24 protein-coding genes are annotated in these 19,702 nt (G+C 69.2%); 12 read left to right on the top strand and 12 right to left on the bottom strand.

All coding sequences use genetic code 11. The annotated features are described in order from the left end of the window. Positions 1-34 precede the first annotated feature (34 nt). On the top strand, positions 35-337 hold the full coding sequence (locus C8D87_RS07120; protein WP_109636039.1) for an iron-sulfur cluster biosynthesis protein: 303 nt from the start codon (positions 35-37) through the stop codon (positions 335-337). A gap of 454 nt (positions 338-791) precedes the next feature. On the opposite strand, the gene C8D87_RS07115 is transcribed toward C8D87_RS07120, so the two are convergent. The 7 genes from C8D87_RS07115 to C8D87_RS07090 all read right to left on the bottom strand — a co-directional run bounded on the left by C8D87_RS07115 (position 792) and on the right by C8D87_RS07090 (position 6,285). After that, positions 792-1,736: a C40 family peptidase gene (locus C8D87_RS07115; RefSeq protein WP_233441953.1), complete on the bottom strand. Its 945-nt coding sequence runs from the start codon at positions 1,734-1,736 to the stop codon at positions 792-794. 264 nt (positions 1,737-2,000) lie between these two features. Next, a complete protein-coding gene (locus tag C8D87_RS07110; RefSeq protein WP_233441952.1) occupies positions 2,001-2,972 on the bottom strand; it encodes a C40 family peptidase in 972 nt (323 codons plus the stop codon). Between the two features lie 64 nt (positions 2,973-3,036). Further along, positions 3,037-3,183, bottom strand: coding sequence for a hypothetical protein (locus C8D87_RS45730; protein ID WP_170154894.1), 147 nt, complete (start codon positions 3,181-3,183; stop codon positions 3,037-3,039). Positions 3,184-3,233: 50 nt separating this feature from the next. Next, on the bottom strand, positions 3,234-3,551 hold the full coding sequence (locus C8D87_RS07105; protein ID WP_109636044.1) for a hypothetical protein: 318 nt from the start codon (positions 3,549-3,551) through the stop codon (positions 3,234-3,236). Between the two features lie 32 nt (positions 3,552-3,583). Next, a complete protein-coding gene (locus C8D87_RS07100; protein ID WP_233441951.1) occupies positions 3,584-4,774 on the bottom strand; it encodes an MFS transporter in 1,191 nt (396 codons plus the stop codon). After that, positions 4,771-5,838, bottom strand: a complete 1,068-nt coding sequence (locus C8D87_RS07095) for a PLP-dependent cysteine synthase family protein (RefSeq protein ID WP_112225976.1) — start codon at positions 5,836-5,838, stop codon at positions 4,771-4,773. Before C8D87_RS07095 ends, C8D87_RS07100 begins: the two co-directional genes overlap by 4 nt. Positions 5,839-5,937: 99 nt before the next feature. Then, a complete protein-coding gene (locus C8D87_RS07090) occupies positions 5,938-6,285 on the bottom strand; it encodes a hypothetical protein (protein ID WP_146771645.1) in 348 nt (115 codons plus the stop codon). Between the two features lie 79 nt (positions 6,286-6,364). On the opposite strand from C8D87_RS07090, the gene C8D87_RS07085 reads away from it, so the two are divergent. The 6 genes from C8D87_RS07085 to C8D87_RS07060 all read left to right on the top strand — a co-directional run bounded on the left by C8D87_RS07085 (position 6,365) and on the right by C8D87_RS07060 (position 11,249). Next, on the top strand, positions 6,365-7,354 hold the full coding sequence (locus tag C8D87_RS07085) for an ABC transporter substrate-binding protein (protein ID WP_112225974.1): 990 nt from the start codon (positions 6,365-6,367) through the stop codon (positions 7,352-7,354). A gap of 66 nt (positions 7,355-7,420) precedes the next feature. Next, on the top strand, positions 7,421-7,570 hold the full coding sequence (locus C8D87_RS07080; RefSeq protein ID WP_112225973.1) for a LuxR C-terminal-related transcriptional regulator: 150 nt from the start codon (positions 7,421-7,423) through the stop codon (positions 7,568-7,570). A 123-nt stretch (positions 7,571-7,693) separates the two neighbouring features. Further along, positions 7,694-8,890 (top strand): MFS transporter, encoded by a 1,197-nt coding sequence (locus C8D87_RS07075; protein WP_170166334.1) that lies wholly within the window; start codon positions 7,694-7,696, stop codon positions 8,888-8,890. 51 nt (positions 8,891-8,941) lie between these two features. After that, positions 8,942-9,907: a hypothetical protein gene (locus C8D87_RS07070; protein ID WP_112225971.1), complete on the top strand. Its 966-nt coding sequence runs from the start codon at positions 8,942-8,944 to the stop codon at positions 9,905-9,907. 14 nt (positions 9,908-9,921) lie between these two features. Then, positions 9,922-10,842, top strand: coding sequence for a prolyl aminopeptidase (gene pip / locus C8D87_RS07065; protein WP_112225970.1), 921 nt, complete (start codon positions 9,922-9,924; stop codon positions 10,840-10,842). Further along, the gene (locus C8D87_RS07060) at positions 10,839-11,249 is read left to right on the top strand and encodes a DnaJ family domain-containing protein (protein ID WP_109636065.1); all 411 of its coding nucleotides are present in this window, start codon (positions 10,839-10,841) and stop codon (positions 11,247-11,249) included. The genes pip and C8D87_RS07060 overlap by 4 nt, the downstream gene beginning before the upstream one ends. Here C8D87_RS07060 and C8D87_RS07055 read toward each other — a convergent pair whose 3' ends face one another. After that, entirely contained in the window at positions 11,250-11,762 is a 513-nt protein-coding gene (locus C8D87_RS07055) for a lytic polysaccharide monooxygenase auxiliary activity family 9 protein (protein ID WP_109636068.1), read from the bottom strand. A 302-nt stretch (positions 11,763-12,064) separates the two neighbouring features. Between C8D87_RS07055 and C8D87_RS07050 the strand changes: the two genes are divergently transcribed. Further along, on the top strand, positions 12,065-12,532 hold the full coding sequence (locus C8D87_RS07050; RefSeq protein ID WP_112225969.1) for a TlpA family protein disulfide reductase: 468 nt from the start codon (positions 12,065-12,067) through the stop codon (positions 12,530-12,532). Positions 12,533-12,676: 144 nt separating this feature from the next. Beyond that, positions 12,677-12,970, top strand: a complete 294-nt coding sequence (locus tag C8D87_RS07045; RefSeq protein WP_112225968.1) for an HPF/RaiA family ribosome-associated protein — start codon at positions 12,677-12,679, stop codon at positions 12,968-12,970. 45 nt (positions 12,971-13,015) lie between these two features. On the opposite strand, the gene C8D87_RS07040 is transcribed toward C8D87_RS07045, so the two are convergent. Then, positions 13,016-15,244 (bottom strand): PEP/pyruvate-binding domain-containing protein, encoded by a 2,229-nt coding sequence (locus tag C8D87_RS07040; RefSeq protein ID WP_112225967.1) that lies wholly within the window; start codon positions 15,242-15,244, stop codon positions 13,016-13,018. Positions 15,245-15,304: 60 nt separating this feature from the next. Between C8D87_RS07040 and C8D87_RS07035 the strand changes: the two genes are divergently transcribed. Together C8D87_RS07035 and C8D87_RS07030 are read left to right on the top strand one after the other, a co-directional pair. Next, a complete protein-coding gene (locus C8D87_RS07035) occupies positions 15,305-15,652 on the top strand; it encodes a YciI family protein (RefSeq protein ID WP_109636473.1) in 348 nt (115 codons plus the stop codon). Next, positions 15,652-16,875: an RNA polymerase sigma factor gene (locus C8D87_RS07030; RefSeq protein ID WP_112225966.1), complete on the top strand. Its 1,224-nt coding sequence runs from the start codon at positions 15,652-15,654 to the stop codon at positions 16,873-16,875. The genes C8D87_RS07035 and C8D87_RS07030 overlap by 1 nt, the downstream gene beginning before the upstream one ends. On the opposite strand, the gene C8D87_RS07025 is transcribed toward C8D87_RS07030, so the two are convergent. Next, positions 16,786-17,328, bottom strand: coding sequence for a copper resistance CopC family protein (locus C8D87_RS07025; protein WP_170166333.1), 543 nt, complete (start codon positions 17,326-17,328; stop codon positions 16,786-16,788). The genes C8D87_RS07030 and C8D87_RS07025 overlap by 90 nt on opposite strands. Before the next feature lie 95 nt (positions 17,329-17,423). On the opposite strand from C8D87_RS07025, the gene C8D87_RS07020 reads away from it, so the two are divergent. Continuing rightward, positions 17,424-17,933: a sigma-70 family RNA polymerase sigma factor gene (locus C8D87_RS07020; protein WP_112225964.1), complete on the top strand. Its 510-nt coding sequence runs from the start codon at positions 17,424-17,426 to the stop codon at positions 17,931-17,933. Here the strand turns inward: C8D87_RS07020 and C8D87_RS07015 are convergent. Both C8D87_RS07015 and C8D87_RS07010 read right to left on the bottom strand, forming a co-directional pair. Continuing rightward, on the bottom strand, positions 17,874-18,374 hold the full coding sequence (locus tag C8D87_RS07015) for a 2'-5' RNA ligase family protein (protein WP_112225963.1): 501 nt from the start codon (positions 18,372-18,374) through the stop codon (positions 17,874-17,876). The two genes, C8D87_RS07020 and C8D87_RS07015, sit on opposite strands and share 60 nt — an antisense overlap. Beyond that, positions 18,371-19,558 (bottom strand): MFS transporter, encoded by a 1,188-nt coding sequence (locus C8D87_RS07010; protein WP_146771644.1) that lies wholly within the window; start codon positions 19,556-19,558, stop codon positions 18,371-18,373. The genes C8D87_RS07015 and C8D87_RS07010 overlap by 4 nt, the downstream gene beginning before the upstream one ends. Positions 19,559-19,702 lie beyond the last annotated feature (144 nt).

Genomic DNA, 19,702 nt, shown 5'->3' with positions numbered 1-19,702 from the left:
GACGAGTTTCTTGTTTCCTGCTGAAGGGTCCGACATGCTCGAAGTGACGCCGATGGCTGCCGAGGTCATCAACGAGCTGACGTCGCAGTCAGAGGGCACCACCGACGACGTCGGCCTGCGTTTCGCCCTGGCCGCTGACCACAACAGCCAGGCAGCGCTGGAGCTGTCGCTGAGCGAGGCGGCGGACGGCGACCAGGTGGTCACGGCCGACGCGGGCGCCAAGGTCATCATGGAACCGGCTGCCGCCCAGTACCTGGAGGACAAGGTCCTCGACGTGCGCCAGGACGCTGAGGGCAACCCGGCCTTCGCCATCGCGCGCCAGGATCCCACGGCCTGACCTTCCGCGCCGCTGCCGGCGCGAGTCCTCTCCGGCTCTCCCGCCCCGCGCTCGGGCGGGGCTGTGTCGTGCGCCGGAAGCGGTCTCACCGCGAATCGGGCCGGGCTTCTCGCAGGGGAGAGGTCCGGCCCGATTCGTGCTGCTGCCGTCAGGGGACGTGCAGCGCCTGACCGCTCGGCTCGGAGCCGCTCAGACGACGGCTGGATTGTGCTTCCGGGAGATCGACGGGGCAACACCGGCCGCGCCAGACTGCCCTTCAGCGGGTTGGCTCCGGGGGCGTCCACCGCTCCAGCGCACGCCTCCCGAGGCGCGTCCAGTCTCGTAGCCGTACCACGTCTGGCTGTGCCGCGCGGTGCGGCCGAGTCCTTCCTCGACGAAGCCAGAAGTTCTGGCCGCCGTCACGCGAAACGCCCCCTCCCCGAACCGGGAAGGGGGCGCTCACACAAGCGCAGTGTCAGCCCTCGATACGACGGACGACGCTGATGGGACCGATCGACTGGATGTCGGCGATGCGCACCGGCACACCCTCCGTGGACGCGTGCACCGCACGAACGCCGTCCACCGCCATGGCCACGTGGGACTGGCTGGAGTAGTACACGATGATGTCGCCGGCCTTGATCTCACTGACGCTGACCGGGCGACCGGCGGCCGCCTGGGCGTAGCTGGTGCGGCCGATGGACACGCCCGCGTAGCGGTACGCGGCCTGGATCAGCGAGGAGCAGTCCCAGGTGTCCGGGCCGTTGGAGCCGTAGACGTACTGCTTGCCGCGCTGCTGCAGGGCGAACTCGAGCGCCTTGCCCGCGGTGCCGGCCGGAACCGAGATCTTCGACATGTCGCCGACCTGGCTCAGCTGGTTGCGGACGGACGCGCTCAGCGACTGGTACTGAGCCTTGGCTTCCGCGAGCTGCTTGTCGAGGTCGGCCTTCTTCTGCTCGATCTCGCCGAGCAGCTTCTTCGAGGTCTCAGTGGCCTCGTTGGCCGTCTTCGTCGCGTTGTCGGCGGCGTCGACCGCCTCCTGCAGCTTCTTCAGCGCGTCCGCGTTGTCGGCCGCGAGGATGTTGATGGCCGACATGCGGTTGAGGAAGTCCTGCTGCGAGTCGCTCACGAGCAGCGCGGAGATCTGGTTGAAGCGCGCGCCGTCGAACGTGGCCTCGGTGAGGAGGTCCACCTGACCGCGGAGGGACTCCTCGGCCTTCTGGGCGTTGGCGAGGTCGCCCTTGGCCTTGTCCAGTTCACCCTGCTTGGCCGCGAGGTCGCCCTGGGCCTTCAGGTGGTCCTGGTTGAGCTTGGAGGCCTTCTCGGACAGCTCGTTGTACTTCGCGAGCGCGTCCGCGGCAGAAGGCTGTGCGGTGGCCGGGGTCGTGGGGAGTGCGGCCGCGACGACAGCCGCCGTCGCCACAAGCGCTCCACGCACGGTACGGCGTGAGGGGTGCGACACCACGTCGCGGTTCCTCCTTTTTCCTGGCAGCCGCCCCGCGAGAACTACTGCGCGTGAGGCGGCAACCTTGGCGTGTGCCCCGAGTGGGTTAACTGCTGGGCCGAAGGTCTCGGACAGGTTACGGAACGACCTTGTGTTCGTCTACCGCCGGGTCCTCAACAGTTCACCGGTCAGCACGTTCTCACAGTCGCTCACGTTGGTTTATCGCGGGGTGGGAGAGAAGCGTCACCCGACAACCCGGCGGATCACCGAAATGGGTCCGATGGAGTCGATGTTCGCCACCTTCACCGGCACGCCCTCAGTGGACGCGTGCACCGCGCGAACACCGTCCACGGCCATGGCCACATGCGACTGACCTGCGTAGTAGATGATGAGGTCTCCCGGCGCGACCTCGCCGCGACCCACTGCGCGGCCTACCTTCGCCTGGTCGTAGGTGACGCGCGGAATGGACACTCCGGCCGCCCGGTACGCGGCCTGCATCAGCGACGAGCAGTCCCACGAGCCGGGTCCGTTCGAACCGAACACGTACGGCTTGCCCTGCTCTCCCAGTGCGAAGTTCAGCGCCACCCCGGCCGCGCCCGCCGGTACCGGCGCGGTGACCTTGGGGCCGGTGGCCGCCAGCGTCTGCCTCTGCGGCACGGACAACGACTGGTACTTGGACCGTGCGGTCGCCACCTGCTGGTCCATCGCCGTCTTGCGGACCGTCACGTCCTTGACCAGCTTGTCCGCGGCGTTCGCGGCGGCGGTGGCATCTGCCCGCGCCTTCCTGGCCGCCGACAGGGTGGCGTCCAGACGCGACACCGCCTCGTTCTGGTCGGCGGCGATCATGTTCAGCGCCTGCATCCGGTTCAGGAAGTCCTGCTGGGACGAACTGGTCAGCAACGCCGACAGGTCGTTGAACCGCGCACCCTCGAACGTCGCCTCGGTCAGCAGGTCGACCTGGCCGCGGAACTGCTCGGACTCGGCCAGGGCCTTCTTCTCCGCCTCCGTCGCGATGCCGACGATCGCGTTCGCCTTCGCGAGGTCACCCGTGGCCTTGAGGTGGTCCTGGGTGAGCTTCTCGGCGTGATGCGTCAGCTCCGTGTACTCCTTCAGCGCGTCAGCGGCGGGCTGAGCGTGTGCCGAAGGCATCGACACCACCGTCGCGGCGACTACGGCGGCCAGAGCGGTCGTCCTTGCAGCACGTCGGCCGGGCACGCGGCCTCCTCAGAGAGTCGGGAACAACTTCTGAGGAGGCGTACGGCCGAACAGCCGACGGGGTTCACCTTTCAGGTGTCGCCACCAGTGGCCCCTCGACGAGGGTCGTGTCGTTGAACGCCTCCACCTCCACGTCCACGAGCTCGGAAGCGGAGGCGGGCGTGGCGGTCACGAGAGCCGCGGCGACGGCAGCGGCGATGCGGGAAATCACGCAAACCAACCTAACCGGACCAACCGCCCGCAAGATCGAGAACTACCCGATCAGGCGGCCCGCCGTGCCTCGATCGAGGCACGGCAGGCGGCGATCAGGCGGGCGGTGGCGGCGCTGCCCCCGCGCCCACAGCGGGGGCAGCGCATCGCGACAACGCCGGCCAGCTCGTCGACCACCACGCCCAGCTCGGCGTCGCAGCCGCGGCACCAGCGGTGTCGCGTGACCGGGTTGACGTGCACGGGCGACGAGACGCACTGGTGGATCCATCTCCCGTGCACGTGGCAGGTCAGGCGGTCGTCGGGCGCCAGCACGCCGTCGTCCTCCGCGAGGTCTTCCTCGACCAGCGTCGCGATGAGATTGGCGATCATGGCGTCCTCCGATCCGTTACCTGCCTCTGCCTCTACGTCGAGTGAGCGAGCCCGGAATCGACATCGGAATCGACACGGGACGCCAGTTTTTTCAGCGCCCACGCGCATCCGAGTCCCACCGACGTGAGAGCGAGCCAGGGAACCCACGGCACACCCGCGCGCGCAGCGGCGTCGAACGCAATTCCGGTGAGCAGATTGCCGAGCAGGATCCCGACGCCCACAACGGTGTTGTAGAGGCCGTAGTGCGTGGCCACGAGCCGGTTGTCCGCCAGCGAGACGATCTTGTCCATCTCGAACGGGAAGACCACCATCGTGCCCAGCGCGAGCAGTGCCGCGCACGGCACCAGCCCCGCCCAGCCGCCGAAGATCGCGGGCAGGAACGCCAGCCCGAGCACCAGCATCCCGATCGCGAGCGACCGGTCCGGGCCGAACCGCACGCGAGCCCACGCCGTGACCCGTATCTGGCCCACAGCCGCCAGCACGCCCGACACGGCGAACAGCACGGCCGTCAGCACCGCCGACCCGGAAGCCAGCGGCAGCGCCAGGTAGACCTGGAACGACAGCACGTAGGACCCGGTCATCGCCAGCGCGAACAGCACGAACCGCCGGTTGCCCGACACCGCCCGCCAGTCCGCGAGCACCGAGCCGGAAGCCGTACCGGCGCGCGCCGGCAGCGACCGCCACTGCAAGACGGTCAGCACCAGGAACACGAAGGCCGCCACCAGGCACGTCAGCCGGAAGTCCACCGCGGTCAGCGCGAGCCCGATCAACGGGCCCACCAGGATCCCGGTCTGGTAGAAGACGTTGAACAGCGCGAACGCCTCGACCCGCCGTTCGCCCGCGTCCGCGGCCACGTACGCGCGCACGGCCGGGTTGAACAACGCCCCGGCGAACCCGGTGGCCGCCGAGGCGATCACCAGCGCCGGCAACCCGTCCACGAGCCCGAGCAACGCGAACCCGCCGGTCCGCAGCGCACAGCCCGCCACGATCAACGGTTTGTACCCCAGGCGATCCGCCAGCGTGCCACCGATCAGGAACATGCCCTGCTGTGCGAAGTTCCGCACTCCCAGCACGAGCCCGACGGCCCACCCGGCCAGCGCCAGCGTCACCGACAGGTGCGACGCGAGGTACGGCATCAACATGTAGAAGCCCACGTTGATGCTGAACTGGTTGAGCAGCAACAACTGCACGCTGCGGTCGAACGACCGGAACTGTGTGATCACGCCGTCACCGCCAGCGGGTCCACAACGGACCGGCACATTGTCCACGACAGCACTTCACGCTCTCCCGGCGAAGAGATCTCCAGCGGGTCCGTGGCGGGAACCACGTCCAGCAACCCGTGACCGGCGCAGTACTCGTCGCTGAAGACGGTGTCGAAGTACCGCTGCGGGCCATCGGGGAACACGGCGGCGATCCGCGTCGCGGCGGCCGAGGTCCGCGCCAACCAGGACGCCACAAGTGCAACGGCGCCAACGCTCCAGCCACCGCTCGCGTAGTGCCGTGAAGCCAGTGTCCGGCAGGCCCACACGGCCTCGCCGGGATTGACCCAGTGCACCTGGTCGAACGCCGGGTAGTCGACGTTGCGCGGGAAGATGCTCGACCCGAGCCCGCGCATCAGCCGGGTCCGCGCCGGCTGGCCGAAGATCGTCGAGCCGATCGTGTCGACTCCCACCAGCCGCAACGACGGGAAGTGCGTGCGCAGCACCGAGGCCACGCCGGCGGAGTGGCCTCCGGTGCCGACCGCGCACACCAGCACGTCGACGTGACCGAGCTGCGCGGCCAGCTCGTGGGCGAGCGGTGCGTACCCGGCCACGTTGTCCGGGTTGTTGTACTGGTCGGGGCAGTAGGCGCCGGGCAACGCGGACAGCAGGGCGGCCACGCGTTCGCGCCGCGCCTCCTGCCAGCCACCGGTCGGATGCGGGCTCTCCACGAGGTCCACGGTGGCCCCGTAGGCGCGCAGCATCCGCCGGATGATCGGTTCGAGGCCGGGATCGGTCACCAGCGTGACCGGGATGTCGTGCACGACCCCGGCGAGCGCCAGGCCGAGGCCGAGCGTGCCGCTGGTCGACTCGACGATGTGGCCGCCGGGAAGGAGATCACCGCGCTCCAGGGCGCGGCCGATCATGTGCAGGGCGGCGCGGTCCTTCATGCCACCGCCGGGGTTGGCGCTTTCGAGCTTCGCCCAGAAGCCGGACGAGGACGTGCGGGAGAGTTCGTCGATCCACAGCACGGGCGTGTTGCCGACGATGCCGGCGGGCGTGTTGCGGTCCAGAACCGGAACAGACATGGGAGTCCCTCGGAAGAAGGTGACAGGCCGTCGGGAGAGCGCGCGGCAGCGCGGCAGGACCGCGGAAGGTCCTGCCGGGGCACGCGGAAGACGGCCGGCCTACGTCCGGGAGATGCCGAGGTCGAGCAGCAGTGTCCGCCCGGAGCGGGAGGGCTCGGCGCGCCACGGGCACGACTGCGCCGCGGCGGTGGGACGCGTGACGGGCACGACGTCCGCCTCCGGCGCGGTGAGGGAGGCGGCGCTCGCCTGAACGGCGGCCTGGGCGGGTGCGGCGGCGGACAGGTGATGGGCGTCGCCGTGGTGGCAGAACTCGCCGGAGATGCCGGGCGTGAACGCGCCGTGGTGGGCGGGCTCGGGCGGGCAGGCCGGGTGCAGCGCGAAAACGGCGAGCAACGCGAGCGCGATGGCGACGGCAGTACGGCGCACTGTCGTCAGTTCGTTCCGCACGGTGACCAACCTACCGGTGTCGCGGATCTTGTAAAGCCTCTTGCTAGGTTAGGTAAGGCTAAACTCAGGAGGTGGACAGGTGCGCAGAACAGTCGCCGCGGTTCTGCTGCTCGGCCTAGTGGCCGGGTGCGGTGGGAACGCTCCAACGGAGCAGTCGGGTGGCCAGTGGTCGTTCAAGGACGACCGCGGCAACGAGGTCACCGCGCCGAAGCGGCCGGAGCGCGTGGTCGCGCAGGTGTCCGCCGCCGGCGCGCTCAAGGACTACGGGATCAACGTCGTCGGCACGTTCGGGCCGCTCAAGCGTTCTGACGGCAGCACCGACCCGGAGGCGGGCAGCATCGACCCGGGCCAGGTCACCGACATCACCGGCCCCGGCTACGGCGAGATCGACTTCGAGAAGTTCGCCGCGCTGAACGCCGACCTGGTCGTGGCCGGCCACTACCCCGAGGTCACCGGTCTCTGGCACCTCACGGCCGAGTTCGAGGAGAAGGTCCTCAAGGTCGCCCCGACCGTCGGCATCGGACAGTCGAAGATCCAGCTGCCTGACGGCATCAAGCGCTTCCGCGAGCTCGCGAAGGCGCTGGGCGCCGACACCGAGTCGGCCAAGGTGAAGGCGGACGAGGAGGCGTTCACCAAGGCCGCGGACCGGCTCAGGGCGATCGGCAGGAAGATGACGGCCGCCAACCAGAAGATCCAGGTCGTCGGCGCGGACCCGAAGCTCTTCTACGTCGCGGTGCCCGCCCGCAACCCCGACCTCGACTGGTACTCGAAGGAGCTCGGCCTGCCGCTGCTCACGCCGGACAAGCCGGATGCCGAGGGCGGTGGCTACTTCCAGTCGCTGTCGTGGGAGAACTCCGGCACGTACAAAGAGCACGTGATCATGTGGGACACCCGTCAGCACGTCCTCAACCCGGAGCAGATGAAGGAGGGCCACCCGGTCTTCCAGGCGCTGCCCGCCGTGCAGGCCGGCCGGTTCGTGGAGTGGAACGCGGTGGCCCCGCTGAGCCACGCCTCCTACGCCAAGATCATGAACAAGCTGGCGGACCAGCTGGAGGCCGTGCTGAAGTAGCCATCTCCGGGTGATTCGATCCTGTTGGGACGGTCGTGCGGACCGGGCTGCCGGACAATCGTGTGAGTGATCTCGGCACGCCTGGCCGCCCGGCCACTCTCGGAAGCCACCGTCAAGATGCACCTCAACCGCGCGATGGCCAAGCTCGGGCTGTCGTCGCGCACTCAGGTCGTGGCCGCCGCCCGCGAGTCCGGCCTGCTGAAACCGGGCAGCTGAAACTTTCGCGGTACACCTTCTGCTCGTGACCGCGTCCGCGGCTCAAACCGAGTCTCGCCGGGGGCTTCCACCCGTCGTTGAAACTCGATGGCGGGGCAACCGAGGCGCGGACATCATGGCCGTGTGCTGACCCTCCTCAAACACAACGGCCCGTTGCGTGTGCTCAGCACCGCGCGGGTCGTTTCTGTCGTTGGGGACGCGCTCAGCCTCGTCACGCTGATGCTGCACGTGCAGTCCGTGCTGGGGAAGGCCGTCGCGGTGGCGGCGCTGCTGCTCGTGGGCGACTTCGCGCCGTCGTTGCTCAGCCCGTTCACGGGTGTCATCAGCGACAGGTTCGACCGGCGCACGGTCATGATCGCGTGCGAGGCGGCTCAAGGGGTGCTGCTGGCGGTCATCGCGTTCACCCTGCCGCCGTTGCCCGTCCTGCTCGTGCTGGTCGGCGTCAGGGCGGTGCTCGGACAGATCTTCATCCCGGCCTCGCGGGCGGCGGTGCCGAGTCTTGTCGAACCCCGGCAGCTCGGGGAAGCGAACGCCGCGCTGGGTCTCGGCGCCAACAGCGCGGACGTGATCGGGCCGCTCCTGGCCGCGCTGCTGCTGACGTTCATGGACACCAGGGGCGTGCTGCTCGTGGACGCCGTGAGCTTCGGGGTGTCGGCGTTGTTGTTGCTGAGGCTGCCGAGACTGAAACTGCCGGCAGAGACCAACGGCACGGTCTTCATGGACGCGAAGGAAGGTCTGAAGGAGATCTGGGGCAACCGGCCCCTCAGGATCATCTTCCTCGGCTTCTGCGGGGTTGTGGCGTGCACGGCGATCGACGACGTCGCGGTGTTGCAGCTGACCAAGAACGTGTTCCACGCCTCCGACAGCGCCGCGGGCGTCATCCTCGGCGCGGTGGGCATTGGTCTGCTGGCCGGGTTCGCGCTGCTGGGCAGGAACACGAAGTTGAGCATGATCACCTTGCTGGTCACCGGGTTCGTCGTCAGCAGTGCGGGCAACCTGTTCACCGGCCTGGCGTGGGGTGTGGCGTCGGCGTTCGTGCTGCAGGCGGTCAGAGGGCTGGGCATCGCGGCGATGGACATCGCGCACAGCACGCTGATCCAGAAGCTCACCCCGGCTGACCGGGCGGGCAGGGTGTTCGCGAACTTCTACGGCGGAATCGGTGTGGCTGCGGCGATTTCGTACATCGGCGGTGGACTGCTGCTGGACGCGGTCGGTCCCGAGCTGACGTTCGTGCTCAGCGGTGGCGCGGGTGTGCTGGTGGCGGGATGGGTGGTTGCCGCTTCACGCGCAAGAGGTGTTGGGTGGGAATCAGCCTCTTGAGGGGAGAAGGCGATGTGGGGGAAACGCATTGCTGTCCTTGTCGTTTCACTGTTGCTGACCGGACTGACCGCTTCCGTCGCGCACGCGGGCACCGGGGTCGTCCCCGCGTCGACGTCGTGGGTGTCCGCTGACCGCGGCTGGGTGCTGGGCCTCGACACCCTGTGCCAGACCGCGAAATGCCCGCAGCTCGTCCGTACGCTCGACGGCGGCTCGTCGTGGACTCGGGTGAAGACACCGGCGCTGTCGGTCCCGGAGTCGGACCGGCTGCGAGTGCTCTTCGTGAACGACCCCGCCGGCATGGTGACCGACGGCGAGCAGCTGTTCGTCACCAGCAACGGCGGCACCCGCTGGGAGCCGTCCGGCGTCAAGGGAACCGTTGGAGCCCTGGGGTTCGACGCCTCCGGGTTCCTGGCGGTGATCTACGACGGCACGTCCAGCAGGCTGTTCCACCGCGAGCTGTGGTTCGGCTCGTGGCAGCCGGTGCCGGGAATCGAGGTCAAGGGCCGGGCGTTCGGTGACATCGCGCCGGGCCACGTGTCGCTGGCGCGGGTCGGCGAGGAGAACCGGTACTGGACCCGGTCGCCGTCGGGCTGGATGGAGGAGCCCGCGCCGTGCACGGACGTGTCGGCCACCCGGCTCGGCACGGTCGGCACCGACCGGTACGCGTTGTGCAGCTTCGATCCCGGCTTCGGGAACATGACCAAGGAGCTGCGCAAGTCGGAGGGCGGGCCGTTCAGGACGATCAGCGTGCCGCCACGCGAGGGCATTACGACGGGCTTCGCCATCTCACCGGAAGCGGCGCTGGTGGCCGCGACCGGGCGCGACTGGTCGTTCGTCCACCGCGGTCCCGGCGAGAAGTGGGACACGCTGCTCACGCTCGGCGGACCGCCGTTCGAGGACCTGGCGTTCTCCGACGCGCGGCACGCCGCCCTCGTGCGCGGTGGTCCTGGTCAGGAGTTCGCCGAGGTGTACCGGACCGATGACGCCGGACTGAACTGGAAGCTCCTGAAGATCTAGCTACCCTGAAGATCATGGAGCTTCTGGACCACGGCCTTCTCGACACCGGTGACGGCAACCGGGTCTACTGGGAGGTCGTGGGTGATCCTGACGGCAAGCCCGCCGTGTACCTGCACGGCGGGCCCGGCGCGGGCTGCTCGGTCAACGCGAGGAAGGCACTCGCCGAGGGCCGGTACCGGCTGGTGCTCTTCGACCAGCGCGGCTGCGGCCGGAGCCTGCCGCACGCGAGCGACCCGGCCGCGGACATGAGCGTCAACACGACCGAGCACCTCATCGCCGACATGGAGAAGCTCCGCGAGCATCTCGGTGTCGAGAAGTGGCTCGTGTTCGGCGGCTCGTGGGGCACCACGCTCGGCGTCGCCTACGCGCAGCGCCACCCGGAACGCGTCTCCGAGATGATCCTCATCGCGGTCACCCTCGCGTCTGCCCGTGAGCTGGATTGGCTGTACAAGGGCGTTTCCCGGTTCTTCCCCGAGGCGTGGGAGAGGTTCAGCGCACACGTCGGCAACGCGCCGGACGTCGTGCGTGCGTACGCGGACCTCATGGAGGACCCGGATCGAGCGGTCCGCGAGCAGGCTGCCGCCGAGTGGTGCCGGTGGGAGGACACCGTGCTGTCGTTGGAGAACCACGGAAAGCCGGACGTCTTCAGCAGCCACGTGGGTGACGACGTGATCGCGATGGTGCGGATCATCGCGCACTACTACGCGAATCTCGGATTCGTCGACGATCTGCTGCGCGACGCCGGCAAGCTCGCGGGCATCCCGGCCGCGTTGATCCACGGCCGGCGCGACCTGAGCTGCCCGGCGGACACCGCGTACGCGCTGGCGCGGGCGTGGCCGGACGCCGAACTGACCCTTGTGGACGACGCCGGCCACAAGGGCAGCCCCGCGTTCGTCGAGGCGGTCCACACCGCGGTCAGGAGGTTTTCCCCATGACACAACGGAAACCGCACGGCATGGACTTCGAGTCGTGGATCGACAGGCAGATCCGCGAAGCCCAGGAACGCGGTGAGTTCGACGGCCTGCCGAGCGCGGGCAAACCGTTGCCCGGCGCGGGTGAGCCGCTGGAAGAAGACTGGTGGATCAGGAAGAAGGTGCGGGAGGAAGAGGGCACGACAGGGTTGCCCCCTTCCCTGGTCCTGCGCAGGGAGGCCGAGACCGCCAAGGCCCGTGCCCTGGCGGCCGAGACCGACACCGAGGCGCGCGCGATCATCGAGGCGATGAACGCGAAGATCCTCGACGCGTTGCGGAAACCGTTGTCCGGCCCGCCGTTGAACCTCATGCCGTTCGACGCCGACGCGGTGGTGCGTGAGCGGAAGGGGACCTCGCGCACCGATCGGTGATCAGCTCACGTTGACGTCGATGCAGGAGTAGAACGCCATCGCGGTGTCGCCGATGTTCCACACGGCGAGCACCTTGTGCTTGCCCTTCGGCACGTTGACCTTGTGCGACACCGTCGCGGGCGGCTGCTGGTTGTTGCCGCTGAAGTTCGCGACCTTCCTGCCGTCGACGAAGTAGTCGTAGTCGCGCGTGCGGTGCCGTGCGGTGAACGTCCAGTTGAACGTCACCGTGGAGCCGACGTTGTGGACCCGCCAGCCCTTGTTGTCGTTGCTGAGCTCGGCGAACTGCTGCAGGTTGGCGTGGCAGCTCTTGAGGCCCTTCGGCCCCTCGACCGACTGGGGCTCGTACTGGATGGCGCCGCAGGAGATCGTGCGACTCGCGCACTGCGCCTGGCGGCTGGCCGGCGACGACACGTAGCCGTGCGCGAACGCCGTACCGGTGGGGAGAGCCACGAGGACCAACGGTGCAGCCAGAACACCTGCCAATGCGGCAGCAAGCCTGGGTCGATTCTTCATGTGACTTCCTTTGCCTTGATGTTGCTTTGCATGCGTTACATCGCGGCGGCGGTTGAAGGTCTAGACCATACCGCGCGTAATCGGGGAGCCACAAGGTGTGTCTGACAGATCGGTCGGGTGAGCGACGACCGCTCAGCTTTGTACAACACCGAAATTGGGGCGACCCAGGACGTGTGCCGCCGCCTCGGGGGTCGGGGCGCTGGGCCCGTGGCCGTTCGCGGTGGTCCTGGTCATCGGGGGCGCGTGGTGGCTGAACCGGAGGAGGCGCAAGGCCGTACGCCCAGACAGGAGGTGAGGAGCCCATGCGCATCCTCGGAGTACTGCTGGGAGTCCTGCTGCTCGCCGGGTGCGCGGAGAAGGCGCCCGCCCCGGAGAAGTTCCAGTTCACCGCGAGGACGCTGGAGGGAGCGGAGTTCCGCGGTGACAAGCTCGTCGGCCAGCCCGCCGTGCTGTGGTTCTGGACGCCGTGGTGCCCGTCGTGCAACGCGGAGGCGGAGAAGGTCGCCGAGATCGCCGAGCGCCACAACAAGGTCCAGTTCGTCGGCGTGGCGGCGGAGGACCAGCTCGACGCGATGAAGAAGTTCGTGTCCGACCACCGGATGACCGGGTTCCCGCATCTGGCCGACCTCGACGGCTCCGTGTGGAAGCGGTTCGGGGTGACCGCTCAGCCGACGTTCGCGTTCGTCCGCAGTGACGGCTCGGTGGAACTGCTCACCGGCGCCCCCACCGAAGAACAGCTCGACCAGCGGGTCTCTGCATTGGTCCAGTGACATCCCCAGGTCCACCGGCCGCGCCATTCCAGGAGAAAGACCCTGCGCTGTCGGGACCAACGCCCCGTTCGGCGTTGCGATCGCTTTCGTACCGTCGAACAGGCCACGCGACGATGCCGCGTTGCCTTGAGGAGGCAGGTGTCGATGGACTACATCCAGGTCTCGCTCGCGGAGTCCATTCCCGAGCAGGCCAGGGACTACGCGTCTGCGCGGATCGGTTCGCTCGACCGGTACGCGCCCGACCGGGTCGACTTCGCCTGGGTCAACCTGACTTCGGACAAGTCCGTCATCCACGCGCACGCCCGGCTCGACCTGAAGTGGGTCGAGGTGCAGGCGTACGCGGAGGCGGACACGGTCACCGAGGTGATCGACCTGCTGCGGGAACGCATGCGGCGTCAGCTCGTCTCGATGCACAGCTGCGTGCCCGTGCACAACTGACCTCGGTGTGCCGAACCACCACCCGGCGGCGGACGGGTGGTGGGTTCAGCACACCTTCCGCACGGTGCCCCGTGCCCCGTCGACCTCGACCCGATCTCCGGTCGCGATCCTCGTCGTGGCGTTGCCGCACCCGACCACCGCCGGAATCCCCAGCTCCCGCGCCACGATCGCCGCGTGCGAGAGAGGCGCACCCACGTCCGTCACGACCGCCGCGACACGGGTGAACAGCGGCGTCCAGCCGATGTTCGTCACCGTGGTCACGAGAATCTCGCCCTGCTGCAACGATTCACCGTCCTCGACCCTGGCCAGCACCCTGGCGACACCCTCGACCACACCCGCCGAGCCCGGGAAACCCGTGACGTCCGACGGCATCGGCACGTCGGTCCTCGCGTCGTAGAGGTCGGCTCGGCGGTTCGGTGAGGCCGCCCACGACTCCGGATCGAACCGGCCGCGGATCACCGCCGGATACGGCGGCAGCGCGCGATACCGCTCGTAAGCCTGCCGTTGCGCGCGCACCCGGTCCAACAACGACGTCTCACCGTCCAGGACGCGCAGCACGTCGTCGATCGGCAGGAAGAACAGGTCGTCACCGGACGACGTCAGCTCGCCGGCTCGCAGGACGAACGCCCGCATGACCCAGAACGCCCGCACCATCTCCGACCGCGCCTGCTCCCGTGCCCGCGCGCCCGCCCCGATCCGGCCGAGCTGCCTGCGGATCCCGGCAGCCTTCGCGGGATACGCGGCCACCAGCCGATCCCACGCGGCCGCACGCGCGGAAGCCTGACGCTCCAGCAACGCCTCGGGATCCGCCAGCGTCTCCAGCTGCCGCGAGATCCACTCCGGATCCTCTGCCGGACGCGGCGCGGAGATCTCGAACTCGCTGGAACAGCGGTGACCCCAGGTCCGGGCGAACTCGTCCCGGTCGATCTCTCCCGACCGCAACCGGGCGAGCCCGACCAGAGGCCCGACGCTCGCGAGCCCGGTGCCGTCGTGGAACCCGGTCAGCAACGTCGCCGCGTCCTCCTCGCCGACCAGCTCGCCGAGCTCGCGCCGGAACGCCGCCGGTCCGCCGGAGATCATCCGCGCACCGGCGTCGAGGACCGGGCAGACGAACCGCAACAGCTGGTCGAGGTCGCGACGCCACAGGTCGAGCAAGGCGGCCGGCGTCGTGCACCCCGCGATCGCCTGGTGCGCGGCGGCGCACCGGGCGGGGTTGTCGCGGACGAGCCGGGGCAGCCGTGTCCGGTAGAGGATCTGCTGCTTGAGCGGCTCACCGGCGGACCGCAGCACCGCGCCGATGATCGCGAGCCGGGACATCGGCAGCGGCGGCACGGTCACCCCGGCCGGGATGCGCCCGAACGTCTCCGCGCCCGACCGCATCATCTCGTCGGCCTTGCCGATGGCCGTGCCGAGCGCGGTGTAGGTGCTGAGGTTGAGGTAGAAGCGGCCGCCGATGTTGCCGGAGATCCGGTGCGGCCCGATCGTCATGCTCGACAGCACCTTCACCAGCGACCACGTCACCGGCGTCATGACCTCGGGGATCGCTTCGCCGACGTTGCCGTTGGACCACAGGTAGTCGCCGTCGAGGGTGTCGTTCCACTCCACCCGCAACGACGTGATGGGCCGTGCCTGCAGGATCTGGAACTCGCCGCCGGCCAACGCCCACTCGACGTCCATCGGTGTCCCGTGCAGCGCCTCGATCCGCTCGCCGAACGCGATCAGCTCGCGCTTCCGGGCGTCGTCGAGCAGCTCCTCGGTGTCCGCCTCGCCGCTGACCAGCGCCTCACCGAGCCCGCGCACCGCGTTGATCACCGGCTCCGCCCGCCCGGTCACCGGATCCGCCGTGAACAGCACGCCGGACACGTCCGCGGGCACCATCCGTTGCACGACGACGGCCATCTCGGCGGACTCGATCCCGTTGCGCTCGCGGTAGGCGACGGCGCGGTCAGACCGCAGCGAGTCCCAGCACTGCAGGATCGCGTCGAAGAGGTTGTCCTCGGTCACGTTCAGCACCGTGTCGTGCTGCCCGGCGAACGACAGCCCCGGCAGGTCCTCCGCGGTCGCCGACGACCGCACCGCCACCGGCCCGCCGAGTTCCCGGAACGCCTCCAGCACGCCCTCCATCGACCGTTCCCGGTAGGCGCGGGTGGTGAGGCAGAACCCCGCGGGGACCGGCAGCCCTGCCCGGACGAGCCTCGCGAGCGAGGAGCCCTTGCCCCCGGCCGTCGCGAGGCCTGCGGCCGAGTCGTCGAGCGGGAGGATCAACGGGATCATGTCGCCATGGTTGTCGAAACCGGCGGGCCGCGTTCGTACAAAGGGCGAAAGGAGACCACCATGACCCAGAAGTACCTGCTCAGCATCTACCAGCCCGACGGTGAGGTCCCGCCGCCCGAGGTGCTCGACCCGATCATGGCGAACCTGGCCGCGTTGAACGAGGAGATGCAGGCCAAGGGCGCGTGGGTTTTCGCGGTCGGCCTGCACCCGCCGTCGACCGCGACCGTGCTCAGGGCGAAGGACGACGACGTGCTGATGACCGACGGCCCGTTCACCGAGGGCAAGGAGCACATCGGCGGCTTCACGGTCATCCAGGCCGCTGACCTCGACGAGGCACTGGAGTGGGGCCGCAAGCTCGCCACCGTGCTGGCCCCGCTGTCGATCGAGGTCAGGCCCATCGCCTACTGATGATCGAGCAGATCTTCCGTGCGGAGTACGGCCGCGCCGTGTCCGTCCTGACCCGCGTCCTCGGCGACCTCGACCTCGCCGAGGAGGCGGTGCAGGACGCCTTCGCCACGGCCGCCGAACAGTGGCCGGTCAAGGGCGTCCCGCCGGCACCAGCGGGCTGGATCATCACCACCGCCCGCAACCGCGCCATCGACAGGCTGCGCCGCGAGACCAAGGGCCGCGAGAAGCACGCGCAGGCAGCGCTGCTGCAGCACGAACCGGAGGAGGAGGTGGGAGACGTGCCGGACGACCGCCTGCGGCTGATCTTCACCTGTTGCCACCCGTCGCTCGCGCTGCAGGCCCAGGTCGCGCTGACGCTGAAGCTGCTCGGCGGTCTCACCACGGCGGAGATCGCCAGGGCGTTCCTGGTGCCCGAACCCACGATGGCGCAACGGATCGTGCGCGCGAAGGGCAAGATCCGCGCGGCCCGCATCCCGTACCGGGTGCCGCGTGACGCCGACCTGCCCGAACGCCTGAAGGCAGTGCTCGCGGTCATCTACCTGATCTTCAACGAGGGCTACCTGGACAAGGCCGAGCTCACAGGGGAGGCGATCCGGCTCGGGCGCGTGCTGGCCCAGCTCATGCCGGACGAACCAGAGGTGTGGGGGCTGCTCGCGTTGATGCTGCTCGTCGCCTCACGCCAGGAGGCTCGCGTCGTGGACGGTTCGCTGGTGCTGCTCGAGGACCAGGACCGGTCGCGGTGGGACGCGGAGCTGATAGCGGAGGGCCAGGACATCGTGCGGCGCTGCCTGCGCTGGAACCGGCCGGGGCCGTACCAGATCCAGGCCGCCATCAACGCCGTGCACAGCGATCCGCCGACCGACTGGCATCAGGTCTTGGCGCTCTACGACCAGTTGCTGGCGATCATGCCCAGCCCGGTCGTGGCCCTGCATCGCGCCGTCGCCCTCGCCGAGGTCGAGGGACCGGCCGCGGCCTTGCAAGAAGTCGACGCGCTCGACCTCGACCGCTACCACCTGTTCCACGCCGTCCGCGCTGATCTGCTGAAACGGCTCGGCGAAGACCCGTCTGCGGCGCTGAAGGCCGCGCTCGAACGGGCGGAGCACCCGGCCGAACGCGACCTCATCTCGCGACGACTAGGTCTTGCGACGGCGGACCAGCAGGATCGCGCCGACGACCGCGATCAGCCCGACCACGACCCACAGCCAGGCGGGCACGCCACCTGACTCGGCCGGCGTGGTCGCCGGGGGAGCGTTCGACACCGGTGCGCTCATCGTCACGGACGACGTCGGCGCTTCGGAGGTCGGCGCGGCCACGTTCAGTGTGAAGGTGAACCTGCCGCTGATGACGTCACCGTCGTCGGCCGTGGCTCGCCACTCGAGCGTGTGAGCACCCGCTTTCGCCGCGGCGGCGTCGACCTTCGCCGTGATCGTCCTGTCGGCGGCGTGGGTCTGCGTGACGGGCCACTTGGCACCGTCGGGCCCTGTCACGGTGACCGCGTCACCGTCGGGCAGGCTGATGACGTCGCTGAACGTCAGCTCGATCTGCTGGGGCGGCGCGTCGAGTGCCGCGCCGGACGCCGGATTGCTGCTCTTGAGCTCGGCGTGGGCCTGCGCGGGGACGGCCACAACCGTCGCGGCGAGCAGTGCCAGCACGAGCGCGCTGAAGTAACGCCTCACGTGCGCAGCGTAATGGCACACTTGCTGTACGGGGTTCCCTATCGGATCAGACAGGTTCGTTGTCCGTCGGGCGGGGGTCGATTTCACTGACCCGCATGCACGACTTCCTACGCGTGCTCTACGAGGATCATCACCACTGTCTGCTGAACTTCGCGACCCGGCTGACCGGAGACCGCGCGGCCGCCGAGGACGTCGTGCAGGAGACCTTCCTGCGGGCCTGGCGGCATCCCGAGTCGTTCGCCGACGGATCCTCCGCTCGCGGCTGGCTGATCACGGTGGCGCGCAACGTCGTCATCGACCGGGTGCGGGCGAGGACGGTGCGGCCGCACGAGACCGCAGAACACGAACCGGAACCAGTTCCGGATCACGCCCAGCGTGTCGTCGACGCGCTGTTGATGGAGGCGGTGCTCGCATCTCTGTCCTATGAACACCGTCGCGTGCTGACCGAGCTCTACTACAACGACCGCACCTACACCGAGGCTGCTGTGTGTCTGGGCGTGCCGACGGGGACGGTGAAGTCCCGCACGCACTACGCGTTGTGCGAGCTACGCCGGGCGTTCCAGCTCGAAGCGAGCCAGATCCTCGAACCGCGTTCTGCCGGGTGAGCTTCGATCGGCCACCAACGCGATCCTGTCGGCGATCCACTCGCCACTGATCGCCTCACCCGCCACCGACGCGGGCACCCGGCCGCGCGCGACGACCACATCGGCCTGGAACGGCTGAGGATGCGTCACGGGAACGATGGGCGCGGTCGCGCCGAACACCGCTGCCGCGAGCTCGTCGAGACCGGACACCGGCACGCCGAGCCATTGCCCGATCGGACGGGTGCGCGGGCCGAGCACGCACCTGGCCGCCGGTGCGCCGTCGAGTTCCTCGGCCAGCGCCTCGACGAGGCCGGGCACGACCCGTTCGGGCACGGTGCCGAGCGGCCGCACCTTGACGAGCCACTGTTCGGGCGCCGACCACCGCACGCCCGGTGCCCGGTGGAGCGCACCGAGCACCGCGACGATCTCCGGCGGCGGCCAGATCGCGACGGACAGCCTCACGCCACCGATTGTGGCGTGCGCGGCGTGACTTTTCGCAGCGACAGACCGAAGGCGAGCGCGGCGGCCACCGCGGCGGCGATCACCGGCACGACCGGCTCAACCTCGTAGAGCGCGGTGCTCAGCAGCGGTCCGAGGATGAACGTCAGCCCGGTGGTGGCGTTGATGAGCCCGGCGATCGAGCCCTGGTGCTCGGGGCCGACACCGAGTGAGGCCGCGGCGGCGAAGCCCGCCACCGCCAGGCCGAGGCCGACGGAGGTCACGAGGAACGCCGCGGCCATCAACCACAGCGACGAGGCGAACGTGAGAATTCCGTAGCCCGCCAACGCGATCGGCGCGCCGACGCGCATCAGTCTGGCGGCCGGCCAGCGCAGCTTCGGCACGAGCGCACCCTGCGTGGCGACGAGCCCGATGCCCGCGACGAACAACACCACGCCGACAGCTCCCGCGGTGGCGCGGGAATCGAGGTGCAGCCGGTCAGCGACGAGGAACCCGACGATCACCTGCACGAGGCCGAGTGACAGGTACATCAGGAACCCGACGCCGAACACCGGCCACAACTCCCACGGCCGGGATCGGACCGTCTGCTGTGGACGTTCGACGGCTGCCGGCTTCACCGCGATGCCGACCCAGAGCGCGAGCAGTGCGGCGATGACGGGTGCGAGGTAGAGCGGCAGCAGCAACGAGAAGACGGCGAGCGCGCCACCGGCGGCCGGGCCGATGACGATGGAAAGTCCTTGCGCCGCACCGACCAGCCCTACGGCCTTGGTGCGTTCGGCCTCGTCGGTCGTGGCCGTGCCGGCGACGGCGAGCGCCGCGACGGGCAGTGCGGCGAGACCTGCGCCGAAGATGACGCTCCGGAACACGAGCATGAGCGTGAAGATCGGGCCGGGCGTCAGCGTCTCGTCGAGGCCCAGGCTGGACACCACCGCGAATCCGGCCAGTCCCGTGACGCACAGGGCGAGCCCGGCGAGCAGCACGCGGCGTAGCCCGATCGTGTCGAGCGCGCGGCCCCAGAGCGGGCTCGACACGGTGAGCGCCGCCGCGGCGATCGTGATCACCAGCCCCAGCTGCGTCTCGGTGAGAGTCAGCTCACGGGAGAGCGGGGCGAGGATCGGGGTGAGCAACTGCTGCGCCGAGTACATCACCAGAACGGTGATCAGCAATGGCGCCAAGGACTTGCGCACTGGTTCCCCTCGAGTTGAGACGCGCGATTGACCGTTGAGTTAGGTTAGCCTAACTTGACCAAACGGGGGTGGTTGGTCCTATGCGACGTTGACAATCATTGTCAGTAGTGCCCACGATGACTCTATCGGGTGAGGCAAGTGGGG

The organism is Lentzea atacamensis (assembly GCF_003269295.1).
Classification (GTDB): Bacteria; Actinomycetota; Actinomycetes; order Mycobacteriales; family Pseudonocardiaceae; genus Lentzea; species Lentzea atacamensis.
This window is presented reverse-complemented; position numbering and strand designations above follow the sequence as displayed.

Excerpts from the sequence above, each read along its gene's own strand:
- C8D87_RS07060 (WP_109636065.1), top strand. The coding sequence starts at position 10,839 with ATGACACAACGGAAACCGCACGGCATGGACTTCGAGTCGTGGATCGAC.
- C8D87_RS07120 (WP_109636039.1), top strand. The coding sequence starts at position 35 with ATGCTCGAAGTGACGCCGATGGCTGCCGAGGTCATCAACGAGCTGACG.
- C8D87_RS07035 (WP_109636473.1), top strand. The coding sequence starts at position 15,305 with ATGACCCAGAAGTACCTGCTCAGCATCTACCAGCCCGACGGTGAGGTC.
- C8D87_RS07055 (WP_109636068.1), bottom strand. The coding sequence starts at position 11,762 with ATGAAGAATCGACCCAGGCTTGCTGCCGCATTGGCAGGTGTTCTGGCT.
- C8D87_RS07105 (WP_109636044.1), bottom strand. The coding sequence starts at position 3,551 with ATGATCGCCAATCTCATCGCGACGCTGGTCGAGGAAGACCTCGCGGAG.
- C8D87_RS07030 (WP_112225966.1), top strand. The coding sequence starts at position 15,652 with ATGATCGAGCAGATCTTCCGTGCGGAGTACGGCCGCGCCGTGTCCGTC.
- C8D87_RS07045 (WP_112225968.1), top strand. The coding sequence starts at position 12,677 with ATGGACTACATCCAGGTCTCGCTCGCGGAGTCCATTCCCGAGCAGGCC.
- C8D87_RS07050 (WP_112225969.1), top strand. The coding sequence starts at position 12,065 with ATGCGCATCCTCGGAGTACTGCTGGGAGTCCTGCTGCTCGCCGGGTGC.
- C8D87_RS07095 (WP_112225976.1), bottom strand. The coding sequence starts at position 5,838 with ATGTCTGTTCCGGTTCTGGACCGCAACACGCCCGCCGGCATCGTCGGC.
- C8D87_RS07020 (WP_112225964.1), top strand. The coding sequence starts at position 17,424 with ATGCACGACTTCCTACGCGTGCTCTACGAGGATCATCACCACTGTCTG.
- pip (WP_112225970.1), top strand. The coding sequence starts at position 9,922 with ATGGAGCTTCTGGACCACGGCCTTCTCGACACCGGTGACGGCAACCGG.
- C8D87_RS07040 (WP_112225967.1), bottom strand. The coding sequence starts at position 15,244 with ATGATCCCGTTGATCCTCCCGCTCGACGACTCGGCCGCAGGCCTCGCG.